A 24,464-nucleotide genomic window follows, 5' to 3' on the forward strand; every position below is an offset into this window, starting at 1 on the left:
TAATAATATTAACATTTGCGAGGTGTACCATGAGGCTTTTGAAAAACTTCGTTATTGTTGTACTAACTTTAGTTGGAGAACTATGGGCAGGCATGTTCAACCGAGGGCCGGAATTTTACGATAAACACACAGAGACAAAGACAAGAAAAGGTTATGTATGGTTTATGTTTCTAACCTTTGCTGCAACTGTAGGAATTGTAACCTGGATGTATAAAAGGGTTTACGGCTAGTAGTGTCACCCCCCTTTACTTCTCCCCCAAAATTAGGGATGATGGACTGAACTAAGGTTCAGATTCACGGAGGGATGCGTCATGACCAAAGGAGAGCAGACTCGCAGGTTCATTATCAAGCAGTCGGCAGAGCTCTTTAACCAGCATGGATATGCAGGTTCTTCACTTTCAGATATTACCCTTGCTACTGGAATTAAGAAGGGTGGATTGTACCGCCATTTTGCGAGTAAGGATGAAATAGCCGTCGAGGCCTTCAACTATGCCTGTCAGATCGTCGGTGGCAAAATTGAAGAAGCTGTCCAGAAGGGCGAGACCTCCTACGACAAGCTGATGGCCTATTTCCGCGTCTACGAGCATGCGGCCGAATCGCCGCCCTTTATCGGCGGCTGTCCCCTGCTTAATACAGCCGTAGAATCGGACGACTCCCATCCGCTGCTCCGATCCAAGGCCCAGGAGAGCTCCGGGCGAACATTGGACGGCATCCGGGAGATCGTGGAGCAGGGCCGGGCTAGCGGAGAGTTCAGGGCGGATGTCAATGCTGAAGCCCTCGCCATGTTGACCCTGTCCCTGCTCGAAGGCGGGATCATGCTCAGCAGGCTTGAAGGAAGCAACCGTCCTATGCAGCTCAATATAGAGAGCTATTCCAGCTATCTCAAACAGTTCTGCCTTAAGTAAAGTCGGCATGTATGCTACATAGGGCCATACTCGTTATACCGAAGACCTGGCTGTGCAGGGATTACGATTCCGCGCATAGCCGGTTTTTTGTGTTGTCTGAATATAATTTCTTTGTGAGACTTAATCCTTGCCTCAAATTAGAGTACCTATTTTGTATAACTTTACTTTACTTTTTTAAAAGCATGGTTTACTATTTACTTGGAAGGAGCTGGGTATTATGGAAGATTCGACGGATTCTATTGTTAATAAAGTTTATGAATTCAGGGTGTTAAAGAAGATGTCCCAAAGTGATCTAGCCAAAGCCGTTGGCGTCTCCAAACAGACTATTTTTGTCATGGAAAAGAATAATTATTCCCCCTCTCTGCTGCTGGCATACCGAATCGCCAATTTTTTCGGAGTACCTGTTGAGGAAATCTTCGCCTATACCAAAGGAGGTCATCAGAATGATTAGCAGACTGGATCTGTGGCTTAGCAATGTCAGCAACTTCAATTTATTCGTGGGGATCGTCATGTTCATCGGGATATCCAGTATAGCCGCTTATACTTACTTCCTGAACAAGATTGGCAAAAAAGATGAATACAGTCTTCAGATCAGACTCAACGTAACGAATAAGATGTTCATATCGCTCGTCCTCTTGTTCATGACTTTTATCTTTGTGGTACCAAGCGGTCTGGTGTATTACAAACAGCTTATTGCCCTGTGTATATCGATTACCGCTCTCGTGGGCGCTATATCGGCAGCTTACTATTACGTTAGAGACTTCAAAAGCTAAGGTGTTCTGGCGTTAGCATACTCATTTACTAATCCTCCAAGCAGGGCCAATCCACATGCCAATCACATGCAACCCGAATACAACCCGAATACAACTCAGAAAATTCCAAATCTCCCTTGCAAAATGAACCATGTGTCATTTATATTAATGACACATGGTTCATTTATTTCAGTCAGAAAGGATATTGTCATGTCCCCCAAAATATCAGACGAAGTCAAAGAACAGCGCAGACAGCAGATTCTAGATGCGGCCGAACAGGTCTTCATCCGCACCGGCTATGAGCTCGCGACGATGAAGAATATTGTGGAGGAAGCGGAAATGAGCCGCGGCTGGATTTACTTGTATTTTCAGACGAAGGAGGAGATCTTTGAGGCCTTGATCGCGAAACATGAGCAGGAGAACGAGTATATGTTCAGTCAGCTGTTGGCCAGCTCCCCCAGCATCTGGGCAGCACTTGATAGACTGCTTACCGAGCAAAAGAAAGCTATGAACACCCTAGAGAACAGTTTGGCTTCCGCCTACTATGAGTATTTCCTCTCGGGTTACCGCGACAAGGACCGGCGGATCCGTCTGATTCGGCATTATGATGCGGCACTTGGCAACATCATCCGTCTTATCGAGGCAGGGATTGCCAAAGGCGAATTTCGTCCCACTCTGCCGACTCAGCTCATCGGCAAGATCATGACTTCAAATCTGGAAGGCATCATGAGTCTGGCCATGGCTGTGGGTACAGCACAAGCGGAGGCCGCCGCACAGATCGATGCCCTGATTCCCTACTTCAAGCTGCTGCTGGGCATTAACGAACAGGCAGGTTAAAGCAAAACCATATCGTTAATGAAGGAGCCTATCCAAATGCAATTATTCAAGAATTTAACGTTCACCAAAATGTTCTTCGCGAACTTCGCCTCCCAGCTGGGTACCGTGGTTGGCAATATGGCTTTTGTCTTCTACCTGCTGGATCACTTCAGCACCCAGCCCGCGTATGCCACGGTGGCCGAGCTGATGTACTCGCTCCCCACCCTTGCCGTCTTTCTGTTCGTGGGTGTCCTCGCCGACAAGCTGGACCGCAAGCGGATTGCCATAAACAGCGACTGGATCCGCGCTGGACTTACAGCGGTGCTGCTCCTGGCCGTTCATCAGGAATGGATTGTTGCAGCCTTCAGCATCCTGTTCCTGCGCAGCGCGGTATCCAAATTCTTCGTGCCTGCCGAGACGAGTCTGCTGCAGGGCATCATGAGGGAGGATCAATATGTTCAGGCCGCGGGCCTGAATCAATCGGTAGCAGGGATCTTCATGCTGTTCGGAACAGGCCTCGGGTCGATATTCTATACCTACCTCGGCATCGAGGGTGCCGTCATCATTGATGGAGCCAGCTTCCTTATCTCGGGGCTGCTTATCGCCAGATGCCGATTTGAGGCTAACGTTCGGCTTCCGAACGGCAGAGCGAAGCTTGGTGACCTGCATATTCGCAGCATAGCCAGAGAGTTCGGGCAGGGCTTTACGTATATCCGCAGCAACCGGCTGCTGATGGCGATCATTTCCGGTTTTCTGGTATTCGGCCTGATTAATGGGGTTTTTGCGGTCCTACCTATCTTCACCATGAGATATAAGCTCAGCCCTGAGCATTATCAGACCTATGCGGCCCTGATCACGATGTTCCTGGGTATCGGCTTCCTGATCGGCAGCTCGGTGGGCCCCCTTTTGATCAAGAAATTCTCCAAAGTCTCTGTCCTGATTGCAGGCCTCATCCTGTCTGCGGTATTCACACTTTTGCTCGGATTCATCGATGAAATATGGATCTATCTGGCACTCGTTCTTGTGGTAGGAGCTATACTCGCCCCCGTCAATGTGGTCTTCGGAGGGTGGCTGCCCGAGCTGGTTGAGCCAGGTAGTATGGGCCGTGTCAGTGCCTGGATCGATCCTCTCATGATGCTGGGGCAATCCGTGTCCCTGGGGCTTCTGGCAGCAGCCTTCCCCAAATATGTATCGATTGAAATGCTCTATATCCTGCTTGGAATTTGTATTCTTGCCGTCAGCCTGTACTATTGGTTCGTTCTTCCCTCACTTGACCGGAAGCACCGGGCGGCGAAGCCTCAAGCACCCGCTGCTGCGATATCTGCTGAATAAATTATACGTCGCGATTCAACCTTAGGGGCCTGTGGTAAATAATCGGGGCCGGGATATGAGATAGCTGGCTAGCTTCAACTGAAATTTACGAAAAATCACTTAATGTGTCGATTGTGTGCATTTCAGCTTAAACTCAGGTTCGGCGCATATAATGACTTTAAGTTACAGGGTCACCTGAACAGAAAGCTCAAGGAATGTAACTTTTACCGGAGTCATTCGTAATATACACCATGACGTTGTCGCCTTACTCAAGCCAACCATCTTGCCCTGTACATACAACCAACCCCGAAACGAGGTTATTTCTACATGCATCCGAAACGAATTATTATTAGTGGAACCATTGCCGTAGTCGTGACGATCAGCACAGGTCTGCACAGCGAGAAAATATACGCCAGTCCGCTTGTCAAACTCATTAGCATCAACCTGGATAAGATTAACCCCCAGCTCAAGAAGAGCCAGGCTCAGGCGGAGCTCCCTGCGGGTGATCCGCTGCATGCGGCGCTCGGCACTTCCTCTGACGAGGAGCTGTATCAAGCCGTGTACAGCGGCCAATCGTTGGCCCAGATTGCAAGCGCCAATCAAGGCAACGTGCAGCAGGTCATCGACCTTCAGCTTGCGGAGCTTACACAGCAGCTTGGTGAACGGCTTGCCGCCGGTAACCTGACCCAAGAGCAATACGAAGCCCAGATGGCGGAGCTTCCCGCCATTGTGGCCAGCAGTGTACATGGTCAGCGGTATAGCTGACCGATGAGCAGTTCAAGGCCTTGTTGGCGGTGCTTCCCGCCTTGCGCCAACAGCATGCATGGTCAGCGGTTTAGCTGACCGATTCTTATACGGCCAGCTTGGCAGACCAAGGCAGCCAGAGTCACCGGCTTGGGAGCCAGATCTTTACCAGGATGGCTCCGCTCAATGGCCTTCGCACAGCAACAATCCCCAGCCAGTACCCGGCTGGGGATTCTTTTTATACCATTCTACGATTCCATATCCGCATATAACTGACCGTGCTTGCCGTAATTGTCCGGCGTGAGGTCCTCGAAAAAGATGAACACCTTGTCAGCCGGGATTCCCATCGTCTCGCCAGCCGCCTCAGTCACCCGCTTAATGAACTCACGCTTCTGTTCCTTGGTCTTGCCTTCGAGTATTTTTACCGTTATAAATGGCACCTTTCATCCACCCTTTCCGTTACGGAGTCATGGAGAAGCTCAATCTAGCTGGTTCTTCATAACATGTTACACCACCCGGCGCTCCTATTCCAGGTTCGCATGCCTTCCGAACATCCTGCCCGAGCTCTGGCCCTTCATCTCCATTAACCGTAAAATCAAGGCATCAAAAAAGATTAGCAGCATCTGCTCGAATAACGAGCCCATCGGCTGAATGCTTTGACTTGTCCCATCGGCTTTGTCCTTCACCACACCTGGAAGCTTCACCGTAATATCAGATAGCACGCCCAGCGTGGATTCCGGGTTAATCGTAATAGCAACCAGCGTACCACCAAGTGACTTCGCTTTCTCTGCCATAGGGAGAAGGCTCTTCGTCTCTCCGGAACCCGACCCGATTAAGAGTGTATCTCCTTCCTCAAGTCCAGGTGTGGAGGTCTCTCCAACTACATACGCCGGAATACCCATGTGCATCAGCCGCATGGCGAAGGCGCGTGTCATCAGTCCAGACCTGCCCGCACCAGCTACGAATACACTTCCTCCAGCTAGAATCCGCTTTGCAAGAGATTCAGTCTCAGCAGCAGGCAGATGATCTGCTGCCTGCTCCAGCTCGCGAATGATCTTGTCAGCATAATTGACTATCGTCATCGCGGGTCTTAACCTTGGCTGATGAGTTTTTTCATTTCGGCAGCCGTGGCCTTCTTGTCAGCTTCACCCGTAATACCGCCGCCGACGATCACAAGATCAGGTCCTGCCTGTACGACCTCAGGTAGAGTGCTCAGCTTGATGCCTCCGGCTACAGCTGTTTTGGCCTGCTTTACTACTGACTTGATGGTGCGTAGATCCTCGAATGAGCTTTTGCCAACCGCCTGAAGGTCATAACCCGTGTGCACGCAGATATAATCTACGCCCAGCTTGTCCACTTCCTCCGCTCTCTTGGCAATATCGCTGACATTGATCATGTCGATCAGAATTTGTCTGCCTTGTTTCTTAGCTTCTGCTACTGCACCTTTGATGGTCTCATCGGTTGTTGCACCCAGAATCGTGATAATGTCTGCACCAGCCTCAGAAGCCTTCATGACTTCGTAACCCCCTGCATCCATTACTTTTAAGTCAGCCAATACTTCCAGCTGCGGGAATGCGTCTTTAATGGCTTTTACCGCGTGGAGACCTTCGTTGATGACGATAGGGGTTCCGATCTCAACCACATCGATATGTTCCTGAACTTCTGCTACAACTTCCAAGGCTTCAGGTATATTTACAAGATCAAGTGCTAATTGTAATTTCATGAATGATTCCTCCCAGGGTATATGATTGTATGATGGCTCTTGATCACATTGCTTACTATGGCTTGGATCAGAATCAAGTATTCCAGCCGAACTCAATATAACATCCTGAGTATCACGGAAGTAAGTAGGCACATTAAAAGCATATAGTGTCGTAAATGATACTGTTATGATATACTCTTGTCCTGAGGTGATGGGAATGGCAAGAGATTATGAGAGAATATACAACTGTGAGAAGGAAGTAACCTTGTCCGTAATCGGTGGCAAGTGGAAAATGATTATACTGTGGCATCTCGGAAAAGAAGGGACCAAAAGGTTCAATCAGCTTAAATCCTTGATTCCGGATATCACGCAGCGCATGCTCACTACACAGCTGCGGGAACTTGAAGAGGATAAAATCATTAACCGGAAGGTCTATCCGGTCGTTCCGCCTAAAGTAGAATATTCGCTTACTGCGTATGGAGAAAGCCTGATTCCCATCCTCGATCTGATGTATGACTGGGGTAAGAATTATATTAGAGATGCAATGGATAATAAGGTGAATATACGTGAGTAGCTGCCTTTATGAAAAAATAGACAAGCCCGGCCATCTTGGCTGGACTTGTCTATTCTTCTTCCTGTACCTGCTCCGCGTCCCATTGATACAAGGCTAAGTTTACCCGATTGCCCATCAGCAGCTCAACGCCTTCGCTCTCCAGCAGCAGCATCTGCAGCGACTTTGACTCGTCCTCCTTCAGAGCAACCTCCCCTGCCTTGTTGACCACCCTGTGCCAGGGCAGCTGAAGCTTGCTGCTCATGGAGTGAAGGATTCGCACAACCTGCCTGGCTGCTCTCGGTGAACCAGCACAACCTGCAATCTGGCCATAAGTCATGACTTTGCCCTCCGGGATGGACGCAATCACCTGGACAACCCGGGCCGTGAATGGAGTCATCGAATTTCACCTGTTTTCTGTATTAAAATAAAGGATATCTAATTGAAATGGTAGCCCATTTCCACGAGATTTACCACCTCTCACGGTGCCCAGGTTGATAACTCGGGCCGCCTTAACTATTCTTAGAATAAGCCTGAACTCAAATTACGACTGGAGATGAAGGAAATGAAGGACGAAATTATAAAGCGGTTCACTTCCTATGTGACAGTAGATACTCAATCTGACGAGGACAGCGGGACTTGTCCGTCCACGCCTGGACAGCTCACACTTGCCCGCATGCTGGTGGATGAGCTGAAGGCTATCGGAATGGCCGAGGTGACTCTGGATGAGAACGGCTATGTGATGGCCACGCTCCCTTCCAACACGGACAAGGATGTGCCAGTCATCGGCTTTCTGGCCCATGTCGATACCGCGACTGACTTTACAGGAACCGGAGTGAAGCCTCAGATCAGGGACAACTATGACGGTGGAGATATCGTACTGAACGAGCAGCTGAACGTTGTGCTCTCCCCGAAGGATTACCCTCAGCTGTCCAATTATACCGGGCATACGCTGATTACCACGGATGGCACTACCCTGCTCGGTGCCGATGACAAAGCCGGGATTGCGGAGATTATGACCGCGATGGCTTATCTGATCCAGCATCCGGAAGTGAAGCATGGAACAATACGGGTGGCTTTTACCCCTGACGAAGAGATTGGCCGGGGGCCGGAGCGCTTTGATGTCGGGGCCTTTAACGCGACCTATGCCTACACTGTGGATGGCGGATCCCTGGGGGAGCTGGAGTATGAGAGCTTTAATGCAGCGGCTGCCAAAATCACGTTCAAAGGCAACAACATTCACCCCGGTTCAGCAAAAGGAAAGATGATCAACTCCGCCAAAATTGCGATGGAGTTCAACCGCCGCCTGCCTGCCAGCGAGGCGCCCGAGTTCACGGAGGGCTACGAAGGCTTTTATCACCTGTTGTCCGTACATGGCGATGTGGAATCCACAACCCTGTCCTACATCATTCGTGACTTTGACCGTGCCAACTTCGAGGAACGCAAAGCGATGATTCAGATGCTGGTCGAGGAATTCCGTCAGACGTACGGAGTAGATGGTGTTCTGCTGGATCTACACGACCAGTACTACAATATGAGAGAAAAGATCGAGCCGGTCAAGGAAGTTGTGGACCTTGCCTACCAGGCTATGGTGAATCTCGGCATCCAGCCGGACGTTAAGCCGATCCGGGGCGGTACCGACGGTTCCCAGCTGTCCTATATGGGCCTGCCTACCCCGAATATCTTCACAGGCGCCGAGAATTATCACGGCAAATTCGAGTTCATCTCGGTCGACGATATGATCCAGGCCGTGAAGGTGATCGTCGAGATCGCACAGCTTTTTGAGCAGCAAGAGGGATAGAATGATTCGTTCAGCCTGCATACCTTAACAGACTAAAACTGGCGATTTAGCAAAGTTTATGGTGGGGGCGGTAAGATGAATAAAAAGAGGAGCATTATCATAGGAGCGACTTTTTTGATGCTCCTGATTATTTATCTGAATTTAGACATCGACGGTTATAAAGGTGCCGATGCCCTGGAGAGCCAGCTGAATCGCATCATCCGTGACCATGATCTTGAACAAATGAGGAGAATATCCAGTGATAATTTGAGTTATACCGTTTTGTCAGGAACGTCAAGCAAGGATGCGGCTGTTTGTGATACGGACGCGCAGGGCGGCAGGGATAATCTTCACTTCTATATAGCGCGCCTAAAAGGAAATTCATTGGGGGTATTCATGCGCAGACAATATCATTTCCTGCTAGGTCCATCCTATGAAATTGATCAAGTCAAAGTACTGCCAAAATAACATCAAATCGCTCATACCGCCAAGGCCTAACAAGGTAATATGAGAGTAGCAAAGCGCAAGGGGTACAACCACATGAGTTGTACCCCTTTTGCATGAATTATAAGCTCTTGGGAGATGATTAAGCCCCCAGCGCCTGAATCAGTCGTTCCTCTTGAAGCAGATGATGGCGGTAGTGCATCTCGGCGAGCGCGAACCACTCTGTTGCGGTTAGAGCACCCAACCTAGGATGCAGTGCTCTGTGGTCCTCTGCGGAATCCTTCACCCGGGCTTCAAGCTCCTCCATCTTCGCAGCTGCCTGATGCAGACCTGCGGTAAGCTGCTCCTTGCTCTCCGGCTGGGCAGGCGTATATTGAGGAGAAGGCGGGACTTGGATCCTCACGGGCGGGAAGCCTCCAAGCTCGAATATCTTAGCTCCGGCCTCCGTCTTGGCTGGCCCTTCTACCTCATCGCCATCCCCGGATAGACAGCGCTCCGCATTCCTCAGCTGCATATGTAAGGCGCTTCCGATCAAGTGCATATACATCTGTCCCAAGGACCATTCGCCTTCGGCCGGTACCTGCTGAAGCTGCTGCAGACTGAAGCGCTCCACATTCTCCAGATAGTGATTAGTTAACTGCTTCAAATCCTGCACAATGGCTGACGTATTTTTTATATTCATAGGTTAGTTATCTCCCTTCTTTATGAAAAAGAACATGGCTTCTGATCCACAGCTCATCTTTCTACTCTCAATATAAATCATCGCTCCTGACAGCATTATGTCAGTAGTGTTTGAGCATGTTCTGAGCCTCTTCACGAATACGGATTCTCAGTGATTCCGGCTGCAGCACGCTCATGTTCGCTCCATAGCTCATAATCCATGAAAGGATATCCTCCGGTCTTCGCACACGCAGGGTCAGGACCAGCCGATCCTTCTGCTCCTCCATGTTATCCAGATAGAAATTGCCTGTCTCCTTGAGATGATCGGCAATCTCGGGGCTAGCCTGAACAATCACCACTTCGTTCCGATCATCGGGTGGCGAATACGCCTGGAGATCAAAATCTTCAGGCAGGGAGAACGACTCCTCCATCAGCGTCAGATTCGCAATTCGGGAGACTCTGAAATGGCGGATCTCCTGCCGGAGCTCACAATACCCTAGCAGTATCCATCTGCCCTGCACCAGTATAAGCCCGTAGGGCGAGACCGTCCGTTCGCTGCGCTGTTCACGGTGAGTGCCTGGGGCAATGCGAATATACAGGAGGCGAACCTTTCGCTGCTGTAAGACCGCGAGACGGAGCTTCCCAAGCAGCGCATACTCCCCGGACGTGTCATCTCTGGATTCTGACAGCAGCCGGATTGCTGCTCTTATACGATTCGTCTCCGAGCGTATATCCTCCGGCAGAATGGCCTCAATCTTCCTCCTTGAGGATTCGGCCCGGCTGCCGTAGAGATCATCGAAATATCGCCCGATGAAATCGGTCCCAATTAGAAGGGCGACCGCTTCCTCGGAGGTAAAGCTCACCGGGGGCAGGAAGTAGCCCTCCATCAAAGAGTAACCCATACCCGGCGCTCCTACGATAGGAACGCCAGCCTCACTGAGCGCCTGCATATCCCGGTAGATCGTCCGGACACTAGTCTCAAATTCAGCGGCCAGGTCCTCAGCCCGCAGGCTTTTTCTGGACTGAAGTGTAAGCACAATCGCTAACAGGCGATCGGTTTTGTTCACAGTGATTCCCCTTATCCTTGAGTGTGGCAGTGCTGTTCATCTATCCGCTAAGTACACTATTCAACCACTTAGTAATATATCTAAATTTTACCACAAGCCGATTCAAAAGGGCTCCTTAATCTCAATCTATGTCCCTTCTCATGCAAAAGAACCCTCCATGCCCATTCGGCAAAGAGGGTCCTTATATAGGGAACTGAGCTTAGTACGCACGTGTGTACTGCTCAGGAATATGACGATCGTGATCGCCGTGCTGCTTGGCTACAGCTACATGGGTCGCCCAGTAAGGATCACGGAGCAGGCCGCGCGCAATGGCAACAAGATCGGCGTCTCCATTACCCACAACATACTCAGCCAGCGCCGGATCTTCCAGCATACCTACCGCAATAACCGGTACCTTCAGCGCTTCCCGGATCTGACGGGCAAATCCAACCTGGTACCCGGGGAAATTACCCGGCTTCCTTGCACCGGCAGGGCCCTCCCCGCCTGAGCTTACATGAATGACATCTACTCCAGCAGCCGTATAGGCCTTGGACAGTTCAATTGCATGGTCAATGTCATAGCCCCCGTCGGCATACTCCACGGCCGAGATCCGGAAGATCAGAGGCATTCCGGCAGGCATTTCCTTTTTCACGGCCTGGATCACTTCAACTCCGAATCTGGATAGCTCCTGACCGTAGATATCGTCCCGCTTGTTCGTAAGTGGTGATTGAAACTGGTGGATCAGGTACCCATGAGCCCCATGAAGCTCAATGGTGTCTACTCCAGCCTGCACCGCCCGGCGCGCCGCATCGGCGAAGAGCTGTACCCGCTCCTCTACCTCACTCGTGGTCAGGGCACGAGGCATTGTGTACGCATCGCCCGGGAACTTAATAGCTGATGGAGCCACGGGCTCAGCTGCGTCCTCCGCCTTGCGGCCGGCATGGGCTATCTGGATTCCCGCCTTGGCGCCATTGGCATGGATTCCCTCAATTATGCGGGCAAATGCCGGAATGTGTTCATCCGACCATAATCCAAGGTCATAATCCGTGATCCGTCCATCTGGCTCCACATCCGTCATCTCGATAATAATCAGCCCGGTTCCACCGACCGCACGGGTTACATAGTGAACGTAATGCCAATCATTCGGAATCCCGTCTTTGGCCGTAACGGAATACTGGCACATCGGAGCCATAACAATACGATTCTTAAGCTGTAAATCCTTAATACTATACGGAGTAAATAATGAATGGGTCATGAGCGACCTCCTTATGTGATAGTGAAATGGATTACATCTATTTTTCAGATACTATATTTATTATTATTAAATACATTACTTTATGCAAGTACGTACATTTTTGTAACTAGGTATATTTAATATACCAAATGCATCAACCACCGCATTTATTAATGTAACCCTTCTGCCCTAAAATCAATCACGACGCGGTCTTTAGCACCAGCTAACTGCATACTAAAAAAGCCAGGAGCGTATAGCTCCTAGCTTGATTTGCTGCGGACAACCCGGTTGCGTCCACCTCTCTTGGCCTCATATAATGCCTGGTCACTAAGCTGATACAATCGGCTGACCCGGGTATCCGGACTAGCCTTCACCGTAACCAGCCCCATACTCACGGTGAACCGCAGCGAGAACACCGTCGATGGAGTGCCGCTGATACATGTACGCAGCTTCTCAGCCAGCTTCTCGGCCTCCGCCCCTTGAAGACCCGGGAGCAGGATCGCGAACTCATCCCCGCCATAACGCCCGAGGAAGCCCTGCGTCCCCAGGGTATCCTGAACAAGTCTGCTCATATACTTCAGCACCTGATCGCCCACATCATGTCCATAAGTATCATTAATCGTCTTGTACTCATCAATATCGAACAGGATAAAAGATACCGGCAGCCCTTTGCCCGCTAACTGCTTGATCTCAGCCTCCGCCTTCTGGATGAATGTTCTCCGGTTGAATACTTCGGTTAGATCATCGAAGCTTGCCAGACGGATCAGACTGTCATCCGCCCGCTCCTTGGCAAGCAGAATAAACCCGGTATTTCCGAGTATCATAATGAAGTACAGGGAGACGAACTGAAGACTCTGATAAATGCCCGGGTAGAACAGACTCATCATCCCGAACGCATCGATCGTCATCACGGCCCGGCCCACCAACGACAGGGCTACAAGTCCGTAGAAGCAGCCCATCGTTCTCATCAACGTGGAGGCTGTACGCTTCGTAATCATTCCGTAAGCCGGATATATTATCAGCGCTGCTGTACAGAGCGACGCATACACGATGCGGATACTCTCATAATTATAGAAGTAATAGATTCCCGTGAATCCCACGATAAAAAGGACTGTTAACCAGAGGTAGAATCGCTTTACTTTCCTAGTAAAAGCATCTTGAACCCGAATCAGCGCAATCGTCTCGAACGCAGATCCCACGAACAAGATGGAGTTCATCAGCGGAATAGCCACGCCCTCCGGGAGAATACTGCGGAAAATCAAAGTGCCCCATGCCATAGACTGAAGACATCTTGAGACGAAGAACCAGTTCACTGCAATATCCTTCATATGTTTGTGCCGATACGCACTTACCAGAATCACAGTAAAAAGATTTCCAATTACAATGGATATAAATACAGTTGTCATGTCCAGACTAACGTTCATGCTAGCTTCTTCACCATCTTTTGATCTTGATCTGGCAGTACTTGGTTAATTATAGCAAATGAGCTCAAGTTTTGTATAATAAAAGATAGAGCCCGCGGCTAGGCCCCAGGGCTCAGGTGGTTTTACAGCTGAGGAGGGACTTACATGCATACAGAACAACCGGATCATCAGCCATCTACATTCCACAATGGCGTCCGCTTATCGATACTGGATCTGGCTCCCATTATCGCTGGGGGAACACCTGCAGATTCTTTTCGCAATTCATTAGATCTTGCTCAGCACGCAGAGCAGTGGGGCTACCACCGCTACTGGCTAGCTGAACATCACAATATGCCGGGCATTGCCAGCTCCGCCACATCGCTGGTCATCAGCCACGTTGCCGCCGGCACGAAGACGATTCGTGTCGGATCAGGCGGCATTATGCTGCCGAACCACGCACCGCTCGTGATCGCCGAGCAATTCGGCACACTCGAGTCGCTGTATCCCGGCCGGATCGATCTCGGCCTCGGAAGAGCGCCGGGGTCCGACCAGCCGGCTGCCCGCGCCCTTCGTCGCGGCGCGGCAAGCGATGGCCAGGACTTCCCGGAGCGTCTGGCCGAGCTTCGCGCTTACTTTAATCCGGCCATGGGATCAGGCACCTCTCTCGTACGGGCCGTGCCCGGCGAGGGAATGAATATCCCGATCTGGCTCCTTGGCTCCAGCGGATTCAGTGCACAGCTTGCGGGGCAGCTTGGTCTTCCGTTCGCTTTTGCCAGCCACTTCGCCCCGGATTATCTGCTGCCCGCACTGGATCTTTACCGCTCGAACTTCCAGCCCTCCGAGCACCTAAGCGAGCCCTACGTTATGGTAGGCCTCAATGCGGTAGCTGCAGATACGGAGAGAGAGGCTCATTTCCTGGCTACCTCGCAGCAACAGCAATTTCTCAATCTGATTCGCGGCCGCACAGGCCCGCTGAACCCGCCGGTAGAGGATATGGAGCAGCTGTGGGACTCCCGTGAGAAGTCGATTATCCAGGATATGCTCCGCTATACCGTTGTGGGGACGAAAGAGACCGTTCGTACCCGGCTGGAGAAGATTATTCAAGAGACGGGAGCGAATGAACTGATTGCCGCAGCCCAGGTGTATGATCATGAAGCAAGACTCAGATCATACAAGCTGGTTGCCGAAGCCATGGATTTGAAGAAGGGTTAATGAATAAAGGGGTGTCCCAAAGGGTTCTTTGAACCCGGGACGCCCCTTTAGACTGAATTTCTTGTTTTAACGCAGCTTATGAAACCTAAGATAGGCAGCCCTATAAACGGATTACGTATATGCCAATTGAATATGAATAAACTGTACGACCATTTGGCAAATTTCACCGTCTTGATCGTATCCCCAATAAACTGGATAAGCGCCATCGCCAAAACCGGATTGTAACATGGGGATATGGTAATCGGTATCAGGAATCGTCCAGTTCAGCCAGTCGCCTCCATTGCGTTGATACTGCGGATTCTCGTGGAAACTCTTTGCAAACAGGGCGGCAAAATAATCGTCATATAGATTACCATTAGGATGTTCTTGATGCCACCGACTAGCAAAGTCGCAAAAAGCTTGATGCGCCTGCTTATCGCAAATACATGCGAGCCCGGCATCTACATTGAAGCCAAAAAACTCCTCGTCCGCCATCCCCAATATATCCTCATGTCCAATCAGAGCTTCCTCGAACCTGATGGCAGGAACATCGGAGAATCGCAGACGAACCGCGGCATAGCGGGCACAGTCACCATCCTCGTCCGGTCTCACCACACAGACTTCAGTTGAATAGGTTCCAACAGGCGCCGTTTGGAAATAAGGCTGCTCTTCAATATCTCCCAAATAACATAGCGGATCTCGGACAAGAATTTGGCCGGTAGGAATGGAAGTGGGACCGATATCTAAAACTGCCAGCTGCTTGCCTGCAATTTCAGACAAATTAAAATAGTCATTCAAATCTACAGAGCATTTCAATCTGTCACGCTGCTGCTCCCACTGGGACAGCCATTCATTTGTTGGTGCCATAGGTATTCATCTCCTGGAAGTAGATTTGTATACTTAGCGCGAGAGAGTATGGTAGTCACAGGTTTGCAGTCACGAGATTGTTTGTAAAATTTCCACTACCTGACTTTCAAAATTGGAGTCATCCATCGTATCCAGATGTTCCGGCCTAATCATTTGATACTGTTTCATCTTATAATATTCGATAATTGCTTGTTTCAAAGTGAGATCATACCACTGAATACTAAAAGTCGGTTCCATGATGCGCCGCAGGGTGGCGTCATCTTGAACCAAGGACAACATGGCATTCATTCTGTTAAAAATCTTCTGGTCCATCCCGGTTTCAAAAAATAACTGTAAACTCTTATTCCGATTTTGTTGGGCAATAACAAGCTTTTCAAATAGCGTCGGATAGAATTCCTTAAGATCTTGCAGGAACAGGTCAGTTATATAAGCAACGCACAGCAACGATTGCAGAAATGTTTTTTGGAAACGATCCACAAAAGAGAGGGAATCATCATTTACAACGAGATCAGCCTGCTGCAAGTACTGAATTTCATATTCGACAACCTGTTCGATGATATCATCTTTGGATGAAAAATGCTTATATAGCGTCACTTTACTAATATCCATATATTTTGCGATATCGTCTATTCTCATTTGGCTAAACCTGGTTTTTCGAACAATAGGCTTAATTTTATTCATATAGTGATTTGCGCTCATCGGTTTTCTCACGACTAACTTAAGCCCCCTTTGATGCTTACTCCACAATAGTATAACAATATCGATGTTATAACAAATTTTATTTACTAATTTTAATAACTTAACTATTTTAGTTAATTTAGTTTACTTTACTGATTCCCTGCTGTATAATTTCTCCTGTACCTAATTATTCCATTGAGGTGAAAGGATGAATACTATGCGTGTATTTGTAACTGGTGCAACAGGGTTTATCGGTTCTGCCGTCGTACGCGAACTTCTCGATGCTGGGCATCAGGTTGTTGGACTCGCCCGCTCCGATAAGTCCGCCGCAGCGTTGACGGCAGTCGGCGCCGAAGTACACCACGGCGACCTCGATGACCTTAACAGCCTGCGAGAAGCCGCTGGTTCGGCGGACGGTGTCATTCACTTGGCCTTCAAACACGACTTCACCAATTTTGAGGCAGCCGCAGCAGCCGACAGTCTGGCGATCGAGGCAATGGGAGCAGCCCTCAAGGGCACCGGGAAACCACTCGTGGCCACCTCGGGCACGTTGATGCTCTTGCCGGGAATCCTTGGGACGGAAGAACAGGCGTCGATGCAATCTACGCCGCGACGTTCCGAGGAGGCGGCGCTTGGGCTGGCCGTGCAGGGGGTGCGATCATCGATCGTCCGTCTCGCACCATCCGTGCATGGTGAAGGCGAGATGGGCTTCGTTCCGACCCTTATCGAAATCGCACGCAAAAAAGGGGTTTCGGCCTATGTGGAAGATGGTCTTAACCGTTGGCCGGCAGTGCATCGGTTGGATGCAGCACGTCTCTTCAGACTGGTGCTGGAAAAGGGCGATGCGGGAGCCATATATCACGGGGTCGCTGACGAAGGAGTTCCCTTCCGGGATATTGCCGGCGTCATCGGTCGTCACCTGAACCTGCCGATGCTCAGCATAACCCGTGAAGAGGCAGACGCTCACTTCGGGTGGCTCTCCTTCGCCGCTTCTACTGATAATCCAACGTCAAGCACACTGACAAAAGAACGCTTAGGATGGCAGCCAGCGTACCCTGCTCTGATCCCTGACCTAGAACAGGGCCACTACTTCATCAGCTGAAATAAATCCGCAATCGATTTGCGGTTCTTGGACTTATATTGACAAATAAAGAAGCTCGCTGCGGTGACAGCGAGCTTCTTTATCTTGAATCGATAAAAATAATTATTTTAATGCCGGGATTTCACATTCCCATGTGTTTTCGCGTTCGTTGATATATCCTGAGAAGCGGTAGATCGGTTGATAAAAACCTTTTGTGTCATAGGTATAATCCAGTTCATAATTCTCTACATATAATTTATCATTTGTCCGGAACGGCACGTATTGCTCAAACTTACCCGCTTCTACCTCTGAGAAGGCTTCCTTCGGGGAAATAATGCTTTCCGTTGCTACATATTCATTCCAATAAATATCGTACAAGAGGGAAACTGTGTTACCTTTTGCACCAAACTGCATGAGAACGGAACCGGAAGCAAATGGACCTGTATTCGTAGTTAAATCTTTTTTCACAGCGGCATCCCATCTTAAAGTGTCGTTATTCTGTACGGAGAAGACGGCAGAATCGGGAAGCATCCCATTCTTCTTGAACCAGTCCTCATACCGTTCTCGATTAGAATTGACGTCATCCTTCGTAAGCGAAGCTGCGTCCTCCCATGTCGTAAGACTCCAAGTTCCCGTTCGGACAAAGAAAGTAAGCTGAACCGCATTGCCCTGAGCTGACTTGCCCGGATACACCTTGTTATCGCCCTCACGCCGAGTAGTGCTGGAAAAAGTTATACCCTCCACATCTGCAACAGCGGCTGCAACGTTCTTAGTATACGAGTTATCTTTGACATGAACATTTCGATATACGGAAGCAGTAGCGGGGGTTGCCGGCAGGGTCAAATCTATTGTCAGATTGACTTTGCTCATATCTTGTTTTGCGGCAGGCAAAAATGCTAGATTGCCATAGGGTTGACTTTCATAAACCCAGAATGCCCCTCCAATAATCATCCCGATCAAGCAAGGAAGTATTAGCACCTTGGCAATAGGAGTGAAGCGGATGCGTTTTTCCCGGATAATAGAAAGGATGGCCATCATACAGAAGTAACCGAATAGGCTTCCTATACAGTTGTGAAACAGATCGTCGACTTCAAATATACCTTTTCCCGTCAGGAGTTGACCAAATTCGATAAGAGCGGTTGTCCCCACGGAGGCCAGGAATGTAACCTTGAATCGTTCTGCTTTGTCCCACAAGAGGGGAAGTAAAAAACCGAGCGGAACGAACATCAACATATTAAAGAGGATAAGCTGCAGCTCGCTGATTGACCACTTATTCCAGGTGTTGATGTATCCACTAAAATAGTCAATGTTGATATTGCCGGTATAGTTAGCTCCACGGCTTGCTATAGTAAGCCCCAATACCAGCAGCAGCCAGCACGAAAGTAGAAAAGCGGTGACCCCCTGTTTTTTTGTCATATTTTTTTCTCCGTGAAACCCCTTTTTGTAAATCATATAAACAATCCAAATAACAAGTGCAATCGAAGCTCCGCCGACTAAAGCCAACACGCCCCATCGAAGCAGAGCATGAATAACCGCAATAATATCCATCTTACGATGACCTCCTAAAGAGAAAGCAGACAACAAACTCCCTGCTTTCGTTTCTTTTATTCTAACGAAAGCAGGGAGTCTATATTTTAAGATTACATGGATAAAATCCTAAGAAAATCCTAAGATTCGGCTTCCCGAGAAGGAAGTACGATAGTGAAGGCCGTAGTATCATTCCCACTTTGAACGGTAATCGTACCGCCATGCAGCGTAACGATCTCTTGGACAATCGCCAACCCGAGCCCAGCTCCGCCGGTATTACTCATTCTCGCCTCATCCAGCCTATAAAATTTATTAAATATCGTTGACAGCTTATCGGCTGGAATGGATTTTCCTTTGTTTTGAAATACAATCTTCACTCCATCGGTATGGCTCTCCGCTATAATCTCTATCTCTGTTTTCGGATAACTATAGGCAGCGGCATTCTTCAATAGATTATTGAATGCTCTCGCGAGTTTCTCAGGGTCGCCATACACGGTAAGATTCTCGTCTGCGCGCAGCATGGCTGTGTTTCCTCGTTGCGACAGGACAGGCAGCAGCTCGTCCGTCAGCTGTGTCAGCATATAATGGAGATCGATGTCCCCTTTGTCCAGCCGGATTTGCCGCAAATAGTATCGCGTAGTCTCAAAGAACTCATTGATCAACTTTTCAAGCCTGTACGCCTTGTCCAGCGTAATATCCGTATATTTTTCTCGTTGTTCTGCCGGCATGTCTTTAGCTTCCTGAAGCAAACTCAAATAGCCGATTACAGAAGTGAGCGGGGTTCTGATGTCATGGGCAAGATACATGACAAGGTCATTTTTGCGCTGTTCCGCCGACTGGGCATCCCATAGGCGTTTGTCCATGGTTTGCTTCATGGCATTCAGCTTTTGCCCGATGGATGTCAGTTCCTCCGGCAGATTGATTTCCTCGGGATCTTCAAGCAGCAGCATGTCCAGTCGGTGATCGATGTCGGTAAGCGGCTTTACGCAATAACGCAGAAACCCACGAATGATTAGCCAAAGAAGGGCGCTGACTACCAATATCCATACGAAGAAAAAGGGGCGGTACAGGTTTATAGCCGTAAGGTAATTTATTTGCAAAAAAGACGCCAGCAGTCCCGTAATCGCTCTGCCGCCTTTCTCCTCCCAATATAGAGTGCTGGTGAACGCGATGGCCAAAAGCACGTAGGCTATAACGCACATAAGCCTAAAAAAGAGTTTCACTTGCAGACGCGAATAGTCAGATCGATGATCCATTCTATTTTTCAATTTTATACCCTACCCCCCATATTGTTTTTATGTATTTGGGGTTTTCGACCGTATCATTCAGCTTTTCGCGCAAATGGCGGATATGAACGGTAATCGTGTTATTGCGTTTGCTATAATACTCATCCTGCCAAATCCGGTGGAACAATTCCTCCGCACTCACAACGTTTCCCTTGTTCTCTAATAGAATTCGAAGGATAGCAAACTCGGTAGGGGTCAGCACAAGGCTTTTGTCGTTCAATAAACACTCGTGCGTTTTCACGTTCATGATCAAGCCCGAATGGGTAATGACTTCATTCGCCACATCCTCTGATTGAGCGGGATTGTATTTTGTGTATCGGCGCAACTGCGCCTTCACTCTTGCCACCATCTCCAAGGGACGAAAGGGTTTTGTGATATAATCATCAGCCCCAAGGGTAAGACCCGTAATTTTATCCGTTTCCTCATCTTTGGCGGTAAGCATAATAACGGGATAAGTATGACGATCTCTTATGCGCTGGCATAAGGTAAAGCCATTCATATTCGGCAGCATAATGTCCAATATGGCAAGATCGAAGTCGGAGGCATTAATACACTCTAAGGCATCTTCTCCTGTATAACACTTTACGACCGTAAAATTTTCATTATGAAGATAGACCTCAATCAAGTCGGCTATTTCACGCTCGTCATCAACAACGAGTATTTTATTCGGCATAAATAATGTTCCTTTCCAATTGCATTCTGTTACGCCTGTTGACTAGCAAATTAAGTTAGCTTTGAATTGGTTTGCATTGCCCTTTCGGGTACAGCCGACTCCACCACAAATCCTGATGAGAAAGAGGTGCCCTATGTGAAAGTTTACCACATTGGCAAAGGTTGAAAGCCCTGAGCGAAATCGAAAGGCACCCGCTTTGGGTGCCTTGTATGCATAAAAATAGTAGCCACATGTGTTTTCTCATTACACTAGCTGCCTCCTACACACGAGCTCGCGGCTCTTCTTCGCCTAACGTCTTCGTCATATAAGTCTCGCCCCACTGCTTCATACTGACAATAATAGGCTCCAAGGTGCGTCCAAAGTCAGTGAGTGAATATTCCACCTTGGGAGGAACCTGATGGTACACCTCGCGGTGCACAATGCCATCATGTTCGAGCTCTCTAAGCTGCAGGGTCAGCATACGCTGCGTGATGTCGGGGCAGATTTTGCGAAATTCATTGAAGCGCTTAGTCCCGTCAATCATGTGATACAGCAGCACACCCTTCCATTTGCCGCCTATGACATCGAGTGTATATTCAACGGGACATCCTTCCTTATTAGGACAGGTCTCCCCATATCCGGTCTTGCGGGCTCTCATTCCAGTCATCCCCTCTCATGGTACACAAATTGATACTACATAACATGAATGTGCGTACTTTCATATATGCTTGTTATCCCATATAATTGTACCAAAATCAATACATAAGGAAAGGAATGAGCCCTATGAGTCAAATGAAAGCAATTGGACTATACCAGTACCTGCCTATTGATCACCCGGATAGTCTGCTGGACCTTCAGCTGGAGAAGCCCGTGCCCGCAGGGAGGGACCTGCTTGTGCAGGTGCACGCCATTTCCGTTAATCCGGTGGACACCAAGGTCCGCGCCCCCAAGGACAAGACCGAGGAACAGCCGCGAGTGCTGGGCTGGGATGCGGCCGGAGTCGTCGTATCGGCCGGCCCGGACTGCCAGCTGTTCAAGGCTGGCGACGAAGTCTACTATGCGGGGAGTATTACGCGCCCCGGGAGCAATAGTGAATTTCAGCTTGTAGACGAACGAATTGTCGGCAGGAAGCCGAGTTCTCTGAGCTTTGCCGAAGCGGCCGCCCTGCCGCTGACTTCGATTACGGCATGGGAGGGGCTTTACGACAGGCTCGGGATTTCAACAATTAGAGAAGATAATTACGGGAAATCTATATTGATAGTTGGAGCTGCCGGAGGCGTCGGCTCAATCGCAACCCAGCTGGCGAGCCTCGCAGGATTAACCGTGATCGGCACCGCTTCCCGGCCTGAATCCGTTCAGTGGGTACGCGAGCATGGAGCTCATCATGTCATCAGTCACTACGAGCCATTCCTAGAGCAGCTTCAGCAGCTGGGACTACAGGAAGTCGATTATATTTTCTGCTTGAACCATACGAATCAGCATTGGGCGCACATGGCCCAGGCGATAGCCCCCCAAGGGATTATCTGCTCTATTGTCGAGACTCATGAACCCCTGGATCTGAACCTTCTCAAGGATAAAAGTGCCGCCTTCGTGTGGGAGTTCATGTTCACCAGAGCGAAATATGAAACTCCGGATATGATTCAGCAGCACCAGCTTCTAAATGATGTCGCAGACCTTATCGATCACGGCAGCCTCAAGACGACCTTGGCCCGCCGCCTCGAGCCGATCCATGCAGCCAACCTGCGCACAGCCCACCAGCTTGTGGAGTCTGGAAGTATGATTGGGAAAGTCGTGCTGGAGCACTGGTGATTGGCCTGTCGGAATATACAAAGAAACCATCCCTTTCACAGATGGCGGGTGCTGCTGCACTCCATCTAGGGACGGTTTCTTTTTGTATGGATTCGTAAATAAATTGTAATTTTCAGTTTAGGCCGTCTTACTGCTCTTTGGTACTGATTAACTTGTTCATCTTCAGCGAACCGTCAATGACAACCAGCTTGTACACCGATTTGAACTTCTTGTTCTTGGTCGTACCATCGTTGTAGTAAATATTGTATTCCTCGGCAGTAGTCACTTCGTAGCTCTTGCTGTCCGCACTGGCCTTGAAGTCGATCACGGTCTGGGAGACCAGCTCTTCCGTGATCCCCTTCTCGTTCAGGTGGTCGATATAGCTGGAAGACTCCTTATAGGCAGGACCTGAAGGGTCAATGTAATAAGCCACCTCTTCAAAACTGCGGTCATTAATCGCACTAACGGAAGTGGTCAGATAATCGCTCATGAATGACTGGATGGCGGAGGCGTCGGCTTGTCCCGCCGCGGACGTCGTATTTACGGATGAAGAAGCTGCTGATCCGCTGGTGTATACCTTTGGTGACTGCTCCTTGATTTCCTTCACATTCTCATCGCTGTAGCTGTAGGTCTGTTCCTCGGAATCCACCAGCCAGGCTTTCTTGGCCCCGTCATACGTAAGGATGAAGCGCTCATCATGGGTCGCATCCTCCAGCACCGGAACCTCCCCTTCGTAGAACGTATCCTCATTGTACTCACCCTGAACGAGCACCGAAGCATGCCATTGTCCATTGTCGTTATACAGGTTGAATGAACTCATATCGAAGCGGGTGCCCAGATATTTACCTTTATAATAATTGCCGGACTCTTTGTTATACAGGATTCTGGAGAGCTCATTCTCTTTATAGCTCTGCGTAGCCTGGGTAAAAGCCGCCACATCCCCGGACGTATAAGCCTTGAGCTTCTCGCCCGAATGCTTGGTAATAACCTTCATGATACCACTCTCAAAATCACTGTTCGCCGCCAGGTTGACCTCGACATAACCACCGTTAATCGGTACTTCATCGGTTCTCATCTTACCCCATGGGTAATCCCCCTCAACCGCAAGCTTCACGGAACCATCGGTCATGACCGGTCCAAATGAAGACTGTGCGAACGGATCGAGCCCAACGTCCTTGCCATTAATGATCAGGTTTCCCTTCAAGCCGGTCTCTGCCCCAAGACCTGTGGAGATGGTGACATCCTCGCCTTGCAGCTCCAGATTCTCCGAGTATTCACTTCCTGATCCGAACAGGTCGACCTCTTCGGACTTCACCAGATCTACGAAGTCGGTCTTCAGCCTTGCTTCCAGCTTGTAAGTTCCCGGTACATATGGACCTACCGTCTTCTCGTAATACTCTTTGTCCGACTTGGTAACTTCCTTCCCGTCTACAAGCAGACTTACATGTTTATAATTCGTGCCGAGCTTCAAATATACCGGAGTTACATTCAACTCGTAATTGTTGTAGATGAGCAGCTTCTTGCCTTCCTTCTCCAGGCTGATGGCCCCCGAGGAATAAGCCTCATCAGACTGCTTCGCTTGGGATTTGAGGTCTTGGATCAGACTGCTCTGCTCGTCCGGGTGCTTCTCCAAATAACTCATCAAGTTCTTGACCGAAGCTTCGTTGATAACCAGCTGCTTGTCATTAGAGGTTAGAAGCGAGGCCACTTTCTTGCTGTCCTTCGCCTGGAGAGCTAACTCCAAACGGCTAACCAGCCGCTCCTTGGACAGCAAATATTCTCCGGTCTTGTAGCCGGCAATCAGCACAACGATCAGCGCCCCAGCCGAGATCAGGGTCCATTTCGTTCTCTTTGACATCGGCTTGGACGGAATAGATTCACTTACCGGCGCAGCACTGCGCTGGAGCTGGGGTGGCGTCGCAGTCTCCCGCACCTGCCCGGCCCGGGTACCGCATTCCTTGCAGAAAGCTGCATTCTCTTGAAGCGTTGATCCACATTCTTTGCAAAAAGCCATCTCTGTACTCCTCCGCTCAAAAACACCTCCACA

General features: G+C 49.4%; 27 protein-coding genes. 12 read left to right on the forward strand and 15 right to left on the reverse strand.

Features of this window, described 5'->3' with window-relative positions; genetic code table 11:
- The first annotated feature begins 311 nt into the window (after positions 1–311).
- The 6 genes from EJP77_RS07465 (at position 312) to EJP77_RS07490 (ending at position 4,549) form a co-directional block, all read left to right on the forward strand.
- Complete coding sequence (locus tag EJP77_RS07465) at positions 312–905, forward strand: TetR/AcrR family transcriptional regulator (protein ID WP_127198592.1); 594 nt, start codon at positions 312–314, stop codon at positions 903–905.
- Between the two features lie 217 nt (positions 906–1,122).
- Positions 1,123–1,356 (forward strand): helix-turn-helix transcriptional regulator, encoded by a 234-nt coding sequence (locus tag EJP77_RS07470; protein ID WP_127198593.1) that lies wholly within the window; start codon positions 1,123–1,125, stop codon positions 1,354–1,356.
- Positions 1,349–1,678 carry a hypothetical protein gene (locus tag EJP77_RS07475; RefSeq protein ID WP_127198594.1) on the forward strand — a complete coding sequence of 110 codons (330 nt, stop codon included), beginning with the start codon at positions 1,349–1,351 and terminating at the stop codon, positions 1,676–1,678. The genes EJP77_RS07470 and EJP77_RS07475 overlap by 8 nt, the downstream gene beginning before the upstream one ends.
- A gap of 189 nt (positions 1,679–1,867) precedes the next feature.
- Complete coding sequence (locus EJP77_RS07480) at positions 1,868–2,494, forward strand: TetR/AcrR family transcriptional regulator (RefSeq protein ID WP_185897233.1); 627 nt, start codon at positions 1,868–1,870, stop codon at positions 2,492–2,494.
- A gap of 36 nt (positions 2,495–2,530) precedes the next feature.
- Positions 2,531–3,805 carry an MFS transporter gene (locus tag EJP77_RS07485; RefSeq protein WP_127198596.1) on the forward strand — a complete coding sequence of 425 codons (1,275 nt, stop codon included), beginning with the start codon at positions 2,531–2,533 and terminating at the stop codon, positions 3,803–3,805.
- 306 nt (positions 3,806–4,111) lie between these two features.
- Complete coding sequence (locus tag EJP77_RS07490) at positions 4,112–4,549, forward strand: SHOCT domain-containing protein (RefSeq protein WP_127198597.1); 438 nt, start codon at positions 4,112–4,114, stop codon at positions 4,547–4,549.
- Between the two features lie 227 nt (positions 4,550–4,776).
- Here EJP77_RS07490 and EJP77_RS07495 read toward each other — a convergent pair whose 3' ends face one another.
- The 3 genes from EJP77_RS07495 to hxlA all read right to left on the reverse strand — a co-directional run bounded on the left by EJP77_RS07495 (position 4,777) and on the right by hxlA (position 6,251).
- On the reverse strand, positions 4,777–4,968 hold the full coding sequence (locus EJP77_RS07495) for a 2-hydroxymuconate tautomerase (RefSeq protein ID WP_127198598.1): 192 nt from the start codon (positions 4,966–4,968) through the stop codon (positions 4,777–4,779).
- An 84-nt stretch (positions 4,969–5,052) separates the two neighbouring features.
- Entirely contained in the window at positions 5,053–5,610 is a 558-nt protein-coding gene (gene hxlB, locus EJP77_RS07500) for a 6-phospho-3-hexuloisomerase (RefSeq protein WP_127198599.1), read from the reverse strand.
- 8 nt (positions 5,611–5,618) lie between these two features.
- On the reverse strand, positions 5,619–6,251 hold the full coding sequence (gene hxlA, locus EJP77_RS07505; RefSeq protein WP_127198600.1) for a 3-hexulose-6-phosphate synthase: 633 nt from the start codon (positions 6,249–6,251) through the stop codon (positions 5,619–5,621).
- 196 nt (positions 6,252–6,447) lie between these two features.
- Here hxlA and EJP77_RS07510 point away from each other — a divergent pair, with 196 nt between their 5' ends.
- On the forward strand, positions 6,448–6,804 hold the full coding sequence (locus tag EJP77_RS07510) for a winged helix-turn-helix transcriptional regulator (protein WP_127198601.1): 357 nt from the start codon (positions 6,448–6,450) through the stop codon (positions 6,802–6,804).
- Positions 6,805–6,853: 49 nt separating this feature from the next.
- Here EJP77_RS07510 and EJP77_RS07515 read toward each other — a convergent pair whose 3' ends face one another.
- Positions 6,854–7,180 carry an MGMT family protein gene (locus EJP77_RS07515; protein ID WP_127198602.1) on the reverse strand — a complete coding sequence of 109 codons (327 nt, stop codon included), beginning with the start codon at positions 7,178–7,180 and terminating at the stop codon, positions 6,854–6,856.
- A gap of 165 nt (positions 7,181–7,345) precedes the next feature.
- On the opposite strand from EJP77_RS07515, the gene pepT reads away from it, so the two are divergent.
- Entirely contained in the window at positions 7,346–8,581 is a 1,236-nt protein-coding gene (gene pepT / locus EJP77_RS07520; RefSeq protein ID WP_127198603.1) for a peptidase T, read from the forward strand.
- A 75-nt stretch (positions 8,582–8,656) separates the two neighbouring features.
- On the forward strand, positions 8,657–9,028 hold the full coding sequence (locus EJP77_RS07525; RefSeq protein WP_127198604.1) for a hypothetical protein: 372 nt from the start codon (positions 8,657–8,659) through the stop codon (positions 9,026–9,028).
- A gap of 118 nt (positions 9,029–9,146) precedes the next feature.
- Here the strand turns inward: EJP77_RS07525 and EJP77_RS07530 are convergent, their stop codons facing one another.
- The 4 genes from EJP77_RS07530 to EJP77_RS07545 form a co-directional block, all read right to left on the reverse strand.
- Positions 9,147–9,686, reverse strand: a complete 540-nt coding sequence (locus EJP77_RS07530) for a DinB family protein (RefSeq protein ID WP_127198605.1) — start codon at positions 9,684–9,686, stop codon at positions 9,147–9,149.
- 100 nt (positions 9,687–9,786) lie between these two features.
- Positions 9,787–10,731 carry a helix-turn-helix transcriptional regulator gene (locus EJP77_RS07535; RefSeq protein WP_127198606.1) on the reverse strand — a complete coding sequence of 315 codons (945 nt, stop codon included), beginning with the start codon at positions 10,729–10,731 and terminating at the stop codon, positions 9,787–9,789.
- A gap of 199 nt (positions 10,732–10,930) precedes the next feature.
- On the reverse strand, positions 10,931–11,965 hold the full coding sequence (locus tag EJP77_RS07540; RefSeq protein ID WP_127198607.1) for an NADH:flavin oxidoreductase/NADH oxidase: 1,035 nt from the start codon (positions 11,963–11,965) through the stop codon (positions 10,931–10,933).
- A 239-nt stretch (positions 11,966–12,204) separates the two neighbouring features.
- On the reverse strand, positions 12,205–13,368 hold the full coding sequence (locus EJP77_RS07545) for a GGDEF domain-containing protein (RefSeq protein WP_127198608.1): 1,164 nt from the start codon (positions 13,366–13,368) through the stop codon (positions 12,205–12,207).
- 144 nt (positions 13,369–13,512) lie between these two features.
- Here EJP77_RS07545 and EJP77_RS07550 point away from each other — a divergent pair, with 144 nt between their 5' ends.
- Entirely contained in the window at positions 13,513–14,559 is a 1,047-nt protein-coding gene (locus tag EJP77_RS07550; RefSeq protein ID WP_127198609.1) for an LLM class flavin-dependent oxidoreductase, read from the forward strand.
- Positions 14,560–14,670: 111 nt separating this feature from the next.
- Here the strand turns inward: EJP77_RS07550 and EJP77_RS07555 are convergent, their stop codons facing one another.
- Positions 14,671–15,405 (reverse strand): DUF4241 domain-containing protein, encoded by a 735-nt coding sequence (locus tag EJP77_RS07555; protein ID WP_127198610.1) that lies wholly within the window; start codon positions 15,403–15,405, stop codon positions 14,671–14,673.
- A gap of 69 nt (positions 15,406–15,474) precedes the next feature.
- A complete protein-coding gene (locus EJP77_RS07560; RefSeq protein WP_127198611.1) occupies positions 15,475–16,116 on the reverse strand; it encodes a TetR/AcrR family transcriptional regulator in 642 nt (213 codons plus the stop codon).
- A 184-nt stretch (positions 16,117–16,300) separates the two neighbouring features.
- On the opposite strand from EJP77_RS07560, the gene EJP77_RS07565 reads away from it, so the two are divergent.
- Positions 16,301–17,185 carry an SDR family oxidoreductase gene (locus EJP77_RS07565; RefSeq protein WP_127198901.1) on the forward strand — a complete coding sequence of 295 codons (885 nt, stop codon included), beginning with the start codon at positions 16,301–16,303 and terminating at the stop codon, positions 17,183–17,185.
- A 102-nt stretch (positions 17,186–17,287) separates the two neighbouring features.
- On the opposite strand, the gene EJP77_RS07570 is transcribed toward EJP77_RS07565, so the two are convergent.
- The 4 genes from EJP77_RS07570 to EJP77_RS07585 all read right to left on the reverse strand — a co-directional run bounded on the left by EJP77_RS07570 (position 17,288) and on the right by EJP77_RS07585 (position 21,287).
- Positions 17,288–18,712 (reverse strand): VanZ family protein, encoded by a 1,425-nt coding sequence (locus EJP77_RS07570; RefSeq protein ID WP_127198612.1) that lies wholly within the window; start codon positions 18,710–18,712, stop codon positions 17,288–17,290.
- Positions 18,713–18,831: 119 nt separating this feature from the next.
- Positions 18,832–19,947 (reverse strand): sensor histidine kinase, encoded by a 1,116-nt coding sequence (locus EJP77_RS07575; protein WP_127198902.1) that lies wholly within the window; start codon positions 19,945–19,947, stop codon positions 18,832–18,834.
- 1 nt (position 19,948) lies between these two features.
- Positions 19,949–20,650, reverse strand: a complete 702-nt coding sequence (gene vanR / locus EJP77_RS07580) for a VanR-ABDEGLN family response regulator transcription factor (RefSeq protein WP_127198613.1) — start codon at positions 20,648–20,650, stop codon at positions 19,949–19,951.
- A gap of 259 nt (positions 20,651–20,909) precedes the next feature.
- Positions 20,910–21,287 (reverse strand): winged helix-turn-helix transcriptional regulator, encoded by a 378-nt coding sequence (locus EJP77_RS07585; RefSeq protein WP_127198614.1) that lies wholly within the window; start codon positions 21,285–21,287, stop codon positions 20,910–20,912.
- A gap of 116 nt (positions 21,288–21,403) precedes the next feature.
- On the opposite strand from EJP77_RS07585, the gene EJP77_RS07590 reads away from it, so the two are divergent.
- On the forward strand, positions 21,404–22,438 hold the full coding sequence (locus tag EJP77_RS07590) for a zinc-binding alcohol dehydrogenase family protein (RefSeq protein ID WP_127198615.1): 1,035 nt from the start codon (positions 21,404–21,406) through the stop codon (positions 22,436–22,438).
- A gap of 127 nt (positions 22,439–22,565) precedes the next feature.
- Here EJP77_RS07590 and EJP77_RS07595 read toward each other — a convergent pair whose 3' ends face one another.
- The gene (locus EJP77_RS07595) at positions 22,566–24,431 is read right to left on the reverse strand and encodes a zinc ribbon domain-containing protein (protein WP_127198616.1); all 1,866 of its coding nucleotides are present in this window, start codon (positions 24,429–24,431) and stop codon (positions 22,566–22,568) included.
- Positions 24,432–24,464: the final 33 nt, after the last annotated feature.

Source organism: Paenibacillus zeisoli (assembly GCF_003994465.1).
Classification (GTDB): domain Bacteria; phylum Bacillota; class Bacilli; order Paenibacillales; family Paenibacillaceae; genus Fontibacillus; species Fontibacillus zeisoli.